Below are 12,563 nucleotides of genomic sequence, written 5' to 3'. Positions count from 1 at the left end.
CGAGAGACCATGCCATGAACCAGCTCCAGCTAGCGTCACTGAGTGGCTTGCCGGCAGACCACTCCGGGGTTCAGCAGGCGTCCCCGACACAGGTGTTCGGCGCCTTGGGTCGCCACCGTCTTACGGTCGCGCTGATCACCCTTGGGCTCAGCCTTCCGGCCGTGTTCGCGATCCAGCAGATGAAGCCGTACTACACCGCATCGTCCGCATTGCTGATGGGAACACGACAGACACCGTTCCGGGACCTGCAGGCCACGACCTCGGGCGCCGACATCGACATGGTGGTCATCAACACCCAGGTCAGCATCCTGCGCAGCCCCGCGATCGCGACCGCCGTGGTGAAGCAGTTGCATCTGGTCGACGATCCCGAATTCCGCGAGGCGCTTGAGCACGTTCCCCTCAAGGCGAAGATCATGAACACCGTGTTCACGATCACGGGCCATCCGCCCGCGCCGACAACGCCCCTGACGCCGGCCCAACGCCTTCAGATCACGGCCATGATGCTGACCAACAAGGTCAACATCCTCAATGACGGCCGATCCTACATCATCACGATCACGGCCAAGACCGCCGATGCGGCCTCCAGCGCACGCATCGCCAATGCCTATGCCGACGTCTATTTGAACTTCCGGCGCCAGATGAAGGTCGCGGCGACCTGGCGGGCCAACTCCCTTCTGGACGACCAGATCGTGCCGCTGCGCGAACGGCTGCGCAAGGCGGAGCAGGCGGTCGAGGCATTCCGCGAACAGAACGGGCTGATTTCCGCCCGCATGGAGCAGCAGCCCGGCCCCGGCGGCGGCGGCGTGGACATGTCGACCGTCGCCGATCAGCAGCTTACGCAGATGAACCAGGAGCTGATGGTCGCGCAGGGCATTCTCGAGGAAAAGCGCTCGCGCTACATGGAGGTCCGCGACGCGGCGCGCAACGGCACGCTGGGCAGCCTGCCCGAAGTCGTGGCGGCCCCGCTGGTCCAACAACTCCAGACGCAGCGCGCCCAGCTCAGCAGCCACGTCGCTACCCTCAGCCAGACCTATCTGGACGGCAATCCCGAGCTGAAGGCCGCGCAGGCGGCCGAGGCTCAGGTCCAGCGCCAGATCGGCACCGAAACCGCCCGCATCGCCGACAGCGTCGCCAAGGACGTCAGTGCCGCCCAGGCGCGCGTCACCGCGTTGAGCCGCGCCGTGGATGCCTTGCAGCACCAGGTCACCAGCGAAAACCAGGCGAATGTCGGCCTGCGCCAGCTGGTCAGCGAGGCCAACGCCGCGCGCGCCGTCTATCAGGACTATCTGGGCCGCTTCGCACAGACATCGACGCAGGCGCAGTTGCAGGAGCCGGAGGCCGAACTGATTTCCCACGCCGAGACGCCCCTGGGTATCTCCGGGCCGCCGCGCATGCAATACATGGCCATCGCCGTCCTGTTTTCGCTGATGCTCAGTACCGGCGCCGCCCTGGTGATCGACCGGATCCGCAACGGCATCCGCAGCACGTCCCAGCTGGACTCGGTGCCCGGGCTGTTCACCCTGGGCCTGGTCCCGGCGTTGAGCGGCGGCCTGGCGCGACATTACCGCTCGGGCGGGACGTCCTCGGCCTATGTCGAGACGATCGAAGCCATTCGCAGCATCCTGTGCTTCGGCCACAGCCGCTTCCGGGCCAAGGTGGTCCTCGTCACGTCGGCCAGCCCCGGAGAAGGCAAGACGACCTTCGCGGTGTCCCTGGCCGCCAATACGGGCCGGGACCTGCAGCGCGCGCTGGTCATCGACTGCGACACACGCAATCCCTCGGCCCTGGCGGTCGTGGGCAAGTCGGACCGGCCGGGTGACAATACCCTTCCCCTCAACCCCGGGGCGGGCGGGCTGACGCGCGACGTGCTGCCCGGGGTGGATATCCTGACCCTCCGCCCCCGGAACGAACGCAATTGCGCGATGGTCTCGCCGCTGGAACTCAGCCGGATCCTGGCGCAGTTTTCGCCCCACTACGACATGATCATCCTGGATACGCCGCCGGTCCTGGCCTTCCCCGACGCCGCCGTCCTGGCGCAGCAGACCGACGGCGTCGTGATGGTCGTCAAATGGGGGCTGACGGCGCCGTCGGCGCTGGCCGAGGGCATGCGCATCCTGCACGCCTACGACGCCCGCGTTCTGGGCGGCGTGCTGACGCAGGTGCCGTCACGCGGGCTCGAACAGTCCGAACGGCGGCAGTTGGGCATCTACAGCCAGTACGGCCTGCTGACATCGTAGGACAGAGGGCATCGGGCGGCGATGAGCAATAGACAGGCACCCGATACCCCCAGGCCGGAGGCATTGATGCAGTCCGCTTTCCCCATCGGCCGCCGCGTGACGGCACTGTGCGGTCTTGTCCTCCTTGCCGTCGCGACGTGCCGCCCGGCCAGCGCACAGGACGACCCGGACATGGCAGCCCAGCCGGTGCGCCCGCCCACGGTCATATGGTGCAGCGTCCCGAGTGGCGGCGTCCTGTATGTCAGCGGCGTGACCCGGCTGGGCACGGGGTCCTTCATGGCGGCCAGGGCGTACAGCGGACGGTTCGGCAGAACCGTCAATGCGCGCTACGGCCTGCATCTGGGCCTGGAAGGCAATTATTGCCATCAGTCCGCGAAGCAGTCGACCGCCGCCACCGCCCGCGCCACCCAGATCGGCCGCATGGCCGCACGAAACGTCGCGATCGTCAGCGTCGGGGTTTTCTGACCCCGGGAAAGGACATGTATATGCCAAAGAACGAAGCTGGGCAGCCCATACGCGCCTTCGTGCAGCTCAGTTACGGCTACGGGGCCACGACGTGGCATCGGCGGTGGCAGGAAGGGCGCATCCTGGGCCTGAATGAGGAATATGCCTACGGCTATCTGCGCGCATCCGAACCAGGTTTTACCATCACCCAATCCGAGGATGCCCCGGAAGGGCTTCCCGGGCGTCTGCTCCGCTATGGCGCGCGCCTGCTCCTGGGCTTCGATTTCGTTCATGCGTGGCGGAACCGTGCCGCCATCCTGGGCAGCGACGTCGTCTGGACCCATACCGAATCCCAGTCCCTGGCGGTCCAGATGGTCCTGCGCCTGTTTCCCCGGCGCCGGCATCCCCGGACGATCGCGCAGAGCGTCTGGCTGATGGATCGCTGGCCAAAGGAATCGTGGAAAAATCGTCTCGTCTTCCGCAACCTTCTCTCCCGTGCGGATATCCTGACCTTCCTGTCCCCTTGCAACATGAACCAGGCCGCCGGGATTTTTCCCGACCGGCGCATGGCGCTGATGGAATTCGGCATCCGGATCGACGAAATGATCGTTCGCCCCCCGCGCGGCATGCCTCCGGGCGCGCCGATCCGCGTACTGTCCCTGGGCAATGACCGGCACCGCGACTGGAACACCCTGCTGAAGGCGACGTCCGACCTTCCCTGCAAGGTGACCATTGCCACCACCGATCGCGCGGCACGCCGGATGCTTTCCACGGTGGCGCATGTGACGCTGGCGACGCTGACGAACAATACGGAACTGTTCGGCCTGTACGACCAGGCGGATCTGGTCGTGGTGCCGGTCGGTCCCAACCAGCATGCATCGGGTATCACGGCCATCCAGGAGGCGATAGCGCGCGGGGTACCGGTCATCGCCAGCGACGTGGGCGGCCTGCGCCATTATTTCGGCGACGACGCCATCCGGTACGTGCCGGTCGGGGATGCGCCGGCCCTGGCGCGCGCCATCGTCGAACTGGCGGCGGATCCGGCAGGCCAGGCCGCGATGGTCGCCCATGCCCAACAGCGGATGCGCGACTGCCTGAATTCCCGTGCCTACGTCGCGCGACATGTCGAACTGTCGCGCGATCTGCTGTCGGAAGCCCGCATCCGCTCGCCGACAGCCCCAACCCCGATGCCGCACAGGCACCCGCCCGTGTACTCGCAAGCCGGAACCATGTGATGAAGACACCCTTGACCGTCACCATCGCCATCGTCAGTTGCGGACGTCCCGCCATTCTGCGCGAGACCATCGACGAACTACGAAACCAGAGCTACCCCGTGCAACGCATCGTCGTCTGCACCCCCCGCCCGTCCGACGCGGCGGGACTGGTCGAAGCCCATGACCTCGTTCTGCTTCAGGGGCCGATGGGCGCGCCGCATCAGCGCAACGTCGTGCTGTCTCATGCCCAGGACACCGATCTTATTGTCTTCTTCGACGACGATTTCATCCCGGACCGGGATTACCTGTTTCAGTGCGTGCAGGCGTTTCAGGCCGACCCGACCATTTCCGCCGCAACCGGCCGGGTCCTTGCCGATGGCGCAAAGGGGCCGGGCATTTCGTCCGAAGCCGCGCTGGCGATGCTGGCCGATCCGACGGTCAACGACAACCCGAACCTGCCGCCGGTCGAGACGGTATGGAGCAGCTATGGCTGCAACATGGCCTTCCGCATGTCCGAAATCAGGCGACATGGGGTTCGTTTCGACGAACGCCTGCCGCTTTATGCCTGGTACGAGGATATCGATTTTTCCCGGCGCCTGGGCCGCCACGGCCGCATCGTCAAGGTCAACAGCGCCAAGGGCATTCACATGGGCACCAAGACGGGCCGCACCCCCGGCCGGCGCCTGGGATATTCGCAGGTCGCCAATCCGGTCTACCTGTCGCGCAAGGGCACCTTTCCCTGGGACCACACGTTGCGCAGCGTCGGCCGCAATATCGCGATGAATCTGATCTTCAGCCTGCGGCCCGAACCCTATGTCGATCGTCGGGGCCGTCTCATCGGCAACGGACTGGCCCTTGTCGATATGCTGCGGGGCCGTATTGCGCCCGAACGCATACTGACGCTGTAGACACCTCCTCATCGGACGATACGCCATGCGCTTTTCCCTTATCGTGCCGACCCTGGGGCGCACCGACGAAGTGCGCTGCCTTCTGCGGTCCCTGACCATGCAGGCCGTCCGATCGTTCGAGATCATCGTCGTGGACCAGAATGACGACAACCGCCTCGATCCCGTCATTGCCGAATTCACCGACCACCTGCGCATCCTTCACCTGCGCAGCGCGGTGCGCCTGTGCAACCATGCCCGGAACCTGGGCGCGCGGCATGCGACCGGCGACATCATCACATTCCCCGACGACGATTGCGAATACACGCAGGATGTCCTGATGCAGGTCGATCAGTTTTTCCGTAACGATCCGGGAACCGGCTTCCTTACGGGGTCGGTCATCCTGCCCGGCGGCACGTCAGGGCGGTCGGGCCGATGGCTGAGACATGACAGCGCCATCGACAGCCAGACCGTGTGGACGTGCCTGATCGAGTTCAACCTGTTCATCCGCCGGCCCCTTTTCGAAATCGTCGGCGGATTTGACGAAACACTTGGGCCGGGCACACGCTTCGGGTCGGGGGAAGGACAGGATCTCGCCCTGCGCATGCTGTCGGGCGGCGCGTCCGGACGCTACATCCACCGGCTGCGGATCATTCATCCCGACAAACCGGTGGCCCTGAATGTGTCGCGGGCCTTCCCGTACGGGCTCGGCATGGGGCGGGTCATGCGCAAGAATCGCTGCGACGGGGCAACAGTCGCCCGTTTCCTGCTTCGCCCGATCGGTGGCGCCCTGGTCAATTTCGCAAAGTTCGATTTTCTGATTGGCCGATATTACGTCATGACCTTTTTCGGCCGGCTTGCCGGATACCGGTCGCCTTCGCCGGCAACCGCGACATGATCCCAATATAAACAATACTTCCATAATATCAAATAATTCAAATAAAACCGACAGGAAACGAAAAGCGCATGAAGCGGCTGACCCTCTTCGCCAAAGGCAATGTCGATGTCCATGATGCCCTGCATTCCTGCCGGATCGGCGGCACGGTGCAGTGGAACGGCATCAACGAGATCCTGCGCGGCTCCTATCCGGGCCTGTCGACGCGCCTGCGCCATGAAACCCTGACACGTTCGGACGCCGTTCTTGCCGCGACCGGCACCGTTCCGGCCTCCCTGGCCGAGCGCACCATGCCGCTTGGCAACTATCCGACGACCAGCCAGTTCAGCAAGGCGCTTTTCACAACGCCTGCCGACGCCATTTTCCTGTCGATCCTTCCGGACGTGGCCACCGAACTGGTGCGCCACCGGACGGAGGAATATCTTCTGTATCCCGCCGACACCGCCACCTGGACGGACGCGGACAGGCGATGGTTGCGATCGGAATTCAAGACGACCGGTTTTCTGACGGTCGAGCAGTCGATGGACAATCTGACGCAGATTGTCGAAAGACTGCACCAGGAACGGGATGTCCCGATTCTGGTCCATAATCTGTCGTCGGTCGTCCCGGGCGACGGGGTCCACTGCTATCTGGGCCTGGATGAAACATTTTCGACACGTATACGACGTTTCAACCTGGCCCTCGTGGAACTTTCGGCGACGATCGGCATATCCATTGTGGACGTGGATGCCGTCATCGCCCGCCATGGCGCGGACAGGCTGAAACTCGATACGTTCCATCTAACACCCGAAGGGTACAGGCGCGTTGCGGAAGAAGCCGTACGCGTGCTTGCCGACCTGGGCGTGCTCGATAGTGCGGAGGAGAAATGACCATGCACGCGACTGTCGTCATCCGTTCCATGAACGAAGCAGACCGCCTGCGCCTGACCCTGACCTCCCTGGCCTGTCAAACCGAAGCGGCGGAGGTCGTGGTCGTCAACGACGGTTCGACCGACCACACGGCGTCGGTCATCGCCGAGGCCCCGCGCGATCTTGACCTTGTGGCCGTGCATCATGCGAAGCCGGCCGGCCGGTCCGCCGCCGCCAATGCCGGGGCCGCGCATGCCAGCGGGGACATCCTGATCTTCCTGGACGGCGATACGCTGGCAGCGCCCGACCTGGTCGCCCAGCACATGCAACGCCACCGCCTGCGGCCGGACCTGATCGTTCGCGGCGAGAATTTTCACCTGAGATGCACGCGCCCGTTCCGCGACCCCGAGGCCGGCACACCCCAGCCCGGCCATGAAGAACGGGTGACCCGCATGTCCCCCGCCGAGATGGACCGCGCCCGGGTCACCCGCCAACAGATCAGAAGCCGGTTCGACGAAATCGACGGCCGTGCGCAGCCCGGCGTCTATCCGGGATATGGCCCGCGCAAGCTCTATGAACTGGAAATGGAAGCCCTGAGGGACGACGAGGATTGCGGTATCCTGTGGGCCGCGGCCGCCGGCGCCAACCAGTCGGTCGTCCGCGACGCCTTTCTGGACTCCGGCGGTTTCCACCCTGATCTCTCGATCAACGAACATCGCGAGCTGGCTTTGCGGCTTTGCCACGCCGGCGGAAAAATGACGGCCACCACCGCGCGCAGCTATCACATGATCCATCGCAGCGGCTGGCGCGACCCCCTGCAGGACAAGAACTGGGAAGACATCTTCTATACCGCCCATCCCCGCGCCGACGTGGCCCTGCTGCCGCTGCTCTGGCAAAGCCTGAGCGACGAGAAGACCGTACTCGAAACATCGCGAATCCTATCCTTGCCGCAACTGGCGCGCGTCGCCGCGGCCTATGACGGCCTGGAGGGGCGCGACGCGGTACGCGCGGCCTATCTGGCAGCCTGCGCCGCGCCGTCCGCCTCCTGCCCTGCCGACCAGGGGATATTCCAATGACGCAGATATCCGTCGCGGCCTTCGTCCCCCCCGGCGAACAGGCCACCGTGGCCAGGGCTGCCCAGATCCTGCAGGCCGGCCTTGCCGATGAAGGGGCGAAGCTGGCCTGTGCCACGGTCGCGGATTTCGACGGCTTGCGGACGGCGGCGGCCGGCACGATCCGCATCGCCTCGCTGACGCCGGAGCTGGGGCTGGAGCGGCTGGATACCCCCTGGAGCGAGGTCGAACAGCGGCTTCGCCAGGACTACGCCGCCCTGTGCGACAGCGGCGACCCGGTCCTTGTCACCACCATCTTTCGTCATATCGGCGCGCAGCGCGACCCTGATCGCGCCGAGGCCATCCTGGTGCGCCTGCGCCGGTTGAATCTGCTGGCGACGGAGCTGTCACGCGCCTATGGCCTCTTCGTCATTGATCTGGACAGGATATTCAGCGATGTCGGCGCCGTGCGGGTAATGACCGATTACGGCATGGACGGCCATGACGCCGCCGAGCTTGCGGGCCATGCGCTGGCGCTGGGAATCGTGGACAACGCCCTGGACGCCGCCCTGCCCTTCGAAGCGCAGGAGCGCGTCAAGCGGGCGATTACCGCCAGCCGGCCCGCCATCCAGCCCCCGCCCGATCTTGTTCCGGGCAATCTGATGACCATGGGCAAGGGCCGGCGACGGCAGGTCGTCTCCACCATTACCGACTCAGTCCAGGACAACCATGTCGGCTGGCTGATCCGGCAGGTGCTGAAGGGACAGATCCCGCCACGCCAGGCGGCAGACAAACTCATTCACGCGGTCCGGCGACGGGGCGTGCAGGAAAGCCTCGGCCTGCTGACGTCCGGCATGGTCAGACTGATGGGACTGAAACCGCAATGACCCATATCGATCCCGTGGGCGCCCTGCGCGCCATGCTGATGATCCGCACCTTCGAGGACACGCTGGCCCGCCGGAAGGAGCATGGTTTCCAGCTGCTGTCATCTGGCGAAGAAGCCGTCGCCGTCGGCCTGGCCTCGGCACTGGGCGCCGGGGACCAGTTGCTGACCGGTGGGCGCTCGATCGGTCCGGCACTGGCCCGTGGCGTCGCGCCGGAACGGGTCATGGCGGAATTGCTGGGAAAGTCCGGCGGCATGAACCAGGGCCGCGCGGGACGCGGCCATATGTCCGACCCGGAGGTGGGCTTTTTCGGCGCGCACGCCGTCGTGGGCGGCAATATCAGCATCGCCGCCGGGGTGGCCATGGCCCGGCAGCTGGACGGCGACGGCGGCATCGTCGTCATCCTGTTCGGCGACGGGGCCTGCGGCGCGGGTGCCCTGCACGAGACCATGAACATGGCGGCACAGTGGAAACTGCCGATCCTGTTCGTCTGCAACAATAACCAGCTTTCGGTCTCGACCACGCGCGATGCGGCGCTGGCGGTGGCCAATCTGTCGGACCTGGGTGCCACGTTCGGCATGTGGACCCGCACCATCGACGGGCTGGATGTGCAGGGCGTCGCGGCGGCGGCACGCGATGCGGTGCGTTACGTCCGCGACGGTCTGGGGCCGGCCTTCCTGGAATGCAAATCCATTCGCCTGCGGTCGCATTCCACGACGGCCCGGGAAACCCGCAGCCGCGCCGAACTGGCCGAACTGCAGACCCATTGCCCGATCCGGCGCCATGCCGACGCCCTGCAGGCGGACGGCATGCTGGACGACGCGCAGTTGGAGCAGATGCGCCAGGACGCGGCGACGGAAATCGCACAGGCCATGGCCTACGCCGAGGCATCGCCCTACCCGGCGGCACAGGAGGTTCTGCGACATGTTGTATGAACAAAAGCCGGTCATGGCCCGGATGTTTTTCCGCGAAGCGGTGACACGCGCGGTGCGCGAGGAAATGACGCGGGACCCCCATGTCCTGATCCTGGGCCAGGACGTCGGCTCCTTCGGTGGCTCGTATCGGGAATTCGACGGGCTGTACAAGATATTCGGGCCGGAGCGCATACGCGACACCCCGGTCGCCGAGGCTGCCACCGTCGGCATCGCCGCCGGCGTGGCGGCGGCGGGCTATCGGCCGCTGGTCAGCATCACCTACATGGATTTCCTGATGCTGGGCTTCGACGCCCTGATCAATTACGCGGCCAAGCTGCGCTACAAGACGGCGGGCGGCCTTTCGGCGCCTATGGTGGTCAAGACCACGGCGGGCGCCCAGGGACAGGGTGTGGCCCATTCCCAATGCATCGAAGCCTGGCTGATGAGCGTCCCGGGCCTGCGGGTCGTTGCCCCCTCGACGCCCGCCGACGCCTACGGCCTGATGAAGACGGCTTTGCGCAGCGACGGGCCGGTGGTCTATATCGACCACAAGCGGCTTTTTCCGACACCCGGCGACGTACCGGTCACGGAAACCTCCATTCCCTTCGGGCAGGCCTGCATACGGCGCGAGGGAACCGACCTGACCCTGGTCAGCCACGGCTACATGATGCGCGTGGCATGCGACGCCGCACAGATCGTGGCCCAGGACGGCATATCCTGCGAGGTCATCGACCTGCGCAGTCTGGCGCCGCTGGACATCGACACCGTGGCGGGCTCCGTCGAACGGACCGGCCGCCTGCTGACCCTGGAGGAAGGCCAGACCGTCTGCGGCGTCGGCACCGAAGTGGCGACCCGGACCTTCGAGCGGACCGGTCCGAAACCATGGATGCGCATCGGCGCCCTTCCCGCCCCGGTCTCGTCGAATCCGGTACTGGAGGCCGCCTGCATCCCCGACGCGCCCCGCGTGGCGGACGCCATCCGCACGCTGCTCACGCGCTGACACCACCCAGACAACAAGGAGGACAGTAATGATCTATCAATTGTCAGTTCCCGCCGCGGTACCGGGCGTCGAGGAAATCCGGATCCTGGAATGGCATGGCGGCGCGGGATCGACATTTGCAGCGGGTGACCTGATTGTCGAACTGGAAACCCACAAGGCGGTGGTCGAGGTCCGTGCCGGCCAGGCTGGAATCCTGCGCGAAATAAAGGCCGAGCCCGGAGACTGGTGCGCTGTCGGCCTGCGCCTGGCGCTCTTCTCGGACAGCGCGGATGAGCCATTGCCCGAAGGCGACGCGGCGGCAACCGACATCCTGGTCGATTTCGAGGTGACCTGACCGGTCCGCCCCCTGGGGCACCCGTCAGCTATATGAACGACACCGCGCGCCTGCATCTTCGTCTGATGTCATGTTTCCCGGCCATTTCGCCTTCATTTTCAGACCGTCGCCCCGGGAACTCTCAGATGACACAATGCAGGCGCCCGGCCATGGAACGGGGTCTGATGAAACATGCAGTTGAAGACAGCGGCATCACGCACGACCGATTAACCGGAAATATAAGATTTCGTAACATCGGGCAGGAACCAACTCGACAGATCGCCGTTAGAAACAAGCTGCAATTTAGCGCAGAGTATTTTTAATATAAAAATCATCTATATTTTATATTATATAGAATATTTTCATTTCATATTTAATATACCTTGAGGCGCACATGAACATAGCAGTGTCCCTGGGTCAAACCCACTCGCATCCGTTGGTTGTCGATCTGGACGGCACGCTGATAGCGTCGGATCTTCTCATAGAATCCTTTTTCAACTGCGTCGGGCGAAATCCCGCGGCCCTGCCGGCCCTGCTCTTCTCGCTGTTGCGCGGGCGGGCTCATCTGAAGCAGGCCGTGGCTTCGCATGCCGAGATCGACGCCTCGACGCTGCCCTATCATCAAGCCATTCTGCAGCTGATCGACGACGCCCGGATGGAGGGACGACCGGTCTATCTGGCCACGGCTTCGAACGAACGATTTGCCCATGCGGTGGCCGACCATCTCGGCAGTTTCGACGGGCTGTTCGCCAGCGACAAGCGCCACAATCTGGCAGGCGCCAACAAGGCGCGCGTACTGGTCGACGCTTTCGGCGACAAGGGGTTCGATTATGTCGGCAACCACCGCCATGACCTGGCAATCTGGCGTCACGCCCATCGCTGCCATGCCATCGGACTGGATGCCCGCTCACTCAGGAAGCTGAATGCGTTCGAGAACGTCGACGTCATCGAAAAGCCACGTCACACCCTTAAGATCTGGGCGCGGGCGCTTCGGGTCCACCAATACGCGAAAAACGTTCTGGTGTTTCTGCCCGCTCTGGCCGCGCATGCCTTTCATATCGCAACGCTGGCCGCAAGCTGCGTCGCGTTCCTGGCCTTCTGCGTCACCGCCTCAGCCATATATCTGCTGAATGATATGGTCGATCTGAGCGATGACCGTCTGCATCCCTCAAAAAGACGGCGTCCGTTGGCCAGTGGCGCCCTGTCGGTCCATTCTGCCCTGAGGGCCATCCCGATACTGGCTCTGGGCGCCGTTGCCGCCTGTCTTGTGTTGCCATGGATGTTCTCGGTCACGCTGGCCGGCTATGTCGCCCTGACCACCTGCTATTCCTTCTGGCTCAAGCGCAAGATGCTCGGCGACGTCGTGGGACTTGCGCTGCTCTACACGGCCAGGCTGATCGGGGGGGCGGCGGCGACAGGCATCCTTCTGTCGGAATGGATCCTGGCGTTCTCGCTGTTCGTCTTCACTTCCCTGGCCTTGATCAAGCGATACACCGAACTTCTCGTCCGGCTGGACGGCAATCTTCCGGAATCGAGCAGCCGGGCCTACCGGAAGGACGACCTGATGATCCTGGCGGCGCTGGCGGCGGCCTGCGGGACAAATGCCGTCACGGTGTTCACCCTGTATATTACGTCCGATTCGGTCAGAGAGATGTATACCCACCCGTACATTCTTTGGATCCTGTCGCCCATTCTGCTGTTCATCCTTGCACGCGCGCTGCTGGTCGCGCATCGGCGCCAGATGCACGACGACCCCGTCATCTGGGCGTTGCGCGATCGCACCTGCCGCTACGCGGTCGCAGTCTCGCTTCTGGTCGTGCTGGTCTCGATCTGATGCCAGGCGGCGAAAGCGGTGACACATACGACAGGACAGGTCGG

Annotated in this window: 12 protein-coding genes; all 12 read left to right on the top strand. The window is 64.6% G+C overall.

Translation table 11 applies throughout. From position 1 onward, the window contains the following. The first annotated feature begins 104 nt into the window (after window positions 1–104). The 12 genes from HLH34_RS01270 (at window position 105) to HLH34_RS01215 (ending at window position 12,519) form a co-directional block, all read left to right on the top strand. Window positions 105–2,237, top strand: a complete 2,133-nt coding sequence (locus tag HLH34_RS01270) for a GumC family protein (protein ID WP_244959539.1) — start codon at window positions 105–107, stop codon at window positions 2,235–2,237. A 66-nt stretch (window positions 2,238–2,303) separates the two neighbouring features. After that, complete coding sequence (locus HLH34_RS01265) at window positions 2,304–2,702, top strand: hypothetical protein (RefSeq protein ID WP_183117768.1); 399 nt, start codon at window positions 2,304–2,306, stop codon at window positions 2,700–2,702. Between the two features lie 20 nt (window positions 2,703–2,722). Then, the gene (locus HLH34_RS01260) at window positions 2,723–3,916 is read left to right on the top strand and encodes a glycosyltransferase family 4 protein (protein ID WP_183117767.1); all 1,194 of its coding nucleotides are present in this window, start codon (window positions 2,723–2,725) and stop codon (window positions 3,914–3,916) included. Further along, on the top strand, window positions 3,916–4,803 hold the full coding sequence (locus HLH34_RS01255) for a glycosyltransferase family 2 protein (protein ID WP_183117766.1): 888 nt from the start codon (window positions 3,916–3,918) through the stop codon (window positions 4,801–4,803). The genes HLH34_RS01260 and HLH34_RS01255 overlap by 1 nt, the downstream gene beginning before the upstream one ends. 25 nt (window positions 4,804–4,828) lie before the next feature. Continuing rightward, window positions 4,829–5,677 carry a glycosyltransferase family 2 protein gene (locus tag HLH34_RS01250; protein ID WP_183117765.1) on the top strand — a complete coding sequence of 283 codons (849 nt, stop codon included), beginning with the start codon at window positions 4,829–4,831 and terminating at the stop codon, window positions 5,675–5,677. A gap of 68 nt (window positions 5,678–5,745) precedes the next feature. Then, window positions 5,746–6,543 carry an SGNH/GDSL hydrolase family protein gene (locus HLH34_RS01245; RefSeq protein ID WP_183117764.1) on the top strand — a complete coding sequence of 266 codons (798 nt, stop codon included), beginning with the start codon at window positions 5,746–5,748 and terminating at the stop codon, window positions 6,541–6,543. Window positions 6,544–6,545: 2 nt separating this feature from the next. Then, window positions 6,546–7,598, top strand: coding sequence for a glycosyltransferase family 2 protein (locus HLH34_RS01240; RefSeq protein WP_183117763.1), 1,053 nt, complete (start codon window positions 6,546–6,548; stop codon window positions 7,596–7,598). After that, window positions 7,595–8,461 carry an SGNH/GDSL hydrolase family protein gene (locus HLH34_RS01235; RefSeq protein ID WP_183117762.1) on the top strand — a complete coding sequence of 289 codons (867 nt, stop codon included), beginning with the start codon at window positions 7,595–7,597 and terminating at the stop codon, window positions 8,459–8,461. Before HLH34_RS01240 ends, HLH34_RS01235 begins: the two co-directional genes overlap by 4 nt. Continuing rightward, window positions 8,458–9,393, top strand: a complete 936-nt coding sequence (locus HLH34_RS01230; RefSeq protein ID WP_183117761.1) for a thiamine pyrophosphate-dependent dehydrogenase E1 component subunit alpha — start codon at window positions 8,458–8,460, stop codon at window positions 9,391–9,393. Before HLH34_RS01235 ends, HLH34_RS01230 begins: the two co-directional genes overlap by 4 nt. Further along, window positions 9,383–10,372 (top strand): alpha-ketoacid dehydrogenase subunit beta, encoded by a 990-nt coding sequence (locus HLH34_RS01225; RefSeq protein WP_183117760.1) that lies wholly within the window; start codon window positions 9,383–9,385, stop codon window positions 10,370–10,372. Before HLH34_RS01230 ends, HLH34_RS01225 begins: the two co-directional genes overlap by 11 nt. A 28-nt stretch (window positions 10,373–10,400) precedes the next feature. Next, on the top strand, window positions 10,401–10,706 hold the full coding sequence (locus tag HLH34_RS01220; RefSeq protein ID WP_183117759.1) for a lipoyl domain-containing protein: 306 nt from the start codon (window positions 10,401–10,403) through the stop codon (window positions 10,704–10,706). 373 nt (window positions 10,707–11,079) lie between these two features. Continuing rightward, complete coding sequence (locus HLH34_RS01215) at window positions 11,080–12,519, top strand: UbiA family prenyltransferase (RefSeq protein ID WP_183117758.1); 1,440 nt, start codon at window positions 11,080–11,082, stop codon at window positions 12,517–12,519. The last annotated feature ends 44 nt before the right edge of the window (window positions 12,520–12,563 follow it).

It is taken from the genome of Gluconacetobacter azotocaptans, from assembly GCF_014174355.1.
GTDB lineage: Bacteria > Pseudomonadota > Alphaproteobacteria > Acetobacterales > Acetobacteraceae > Gluconacetobacter > Gluconacetobacter azotocaptans.
Note: the sequence above shows the minus strand (reverse complement) of the source record. Positions and strands in the feature narration are given on the sequence as shown.

Excerpts from the sequence above, each read along its gene's own strand:
- HLH34_RS01265 (WP_183117768.1), top strand. The coding sequence starts at position 2,304 with ATGCAGTCCGCTTTCCCCATCGGCCGCCGCGTGACGGCACTGTGCGGT.
- HLH34_RS01260 (WP_183117767.1), top strand. The coding sequence starts at position 2,723 with ATGCCAAAGAACGAAGCTGGGCAGCCCATACGCGCCTTCGTGCAGCTC.
- HLH34_RS01255 (WP_183117766.1), top strand. The coding sequence starts at position 3,916 with ATGAAGACACCCTTGACCGTCACCATCGCCATCGTCAGTTGCGGACGT.
- HLH34_RS01250 (WP_183117765.1), top strand. The coding sequence starts at position 4,829 with ATGCGCTTTTCCCTTATCGTGCCGACCCTGGGGCGCACCGACGAAGTG.
- HLH34_RS01245 (WP_183117764.1), top strand. The coding sequence starts at position 5,746 with ATGAAGCGGCTGACCCTCTTCGCCAAAGGCAATGTCGATGTCCATGAT.
- HLH34_RS01240 (WP_183117763.1), top strand. The coding sequence starts at position 6,546 with ATGCACGCGACTGTCGTCATCCGTTCCATGAACGAAGCAGACCGCCTG.
- HLH34_RS01235 (WP_183117762.1), top strand. The coding sequence starts at position 7,595 with ATGACGCAGATATCCGTCGCGGCCTTCGTCCCCCCCGGCGAACAGGCC.
- HLH34_RS01230 (WP_183117761.1), top strand. The coding sequence starts at position 8,458 with ATGACCCATATCGATCCCGTGGGCGCCCTGCGCGCCATGCTGATGATC.
- HLH34_RS01225 (WP_183117760.1), top strand. The coding sequence starts at position 9,383 with ATGTTGTATGAACAAAAGCCGGTCATGGCCCGGATGTTTTTCCGCGAA.
- HLH34_RS01220 (WP_183117759.1), top strand. The coding sequence starts at position 10,401 with ATGATCTATCAATTGTCAGTTCCCGCCGCGGTACCGGGCGTCGAGGAA.
- HLH34_RS01215 (WP_183117758.1), top strand. The coding sequence starts at position 11,080 with ATGAACATAGCAGTGTCCCTGGGTCAAACCCACTCGCATCCGTTGGTT.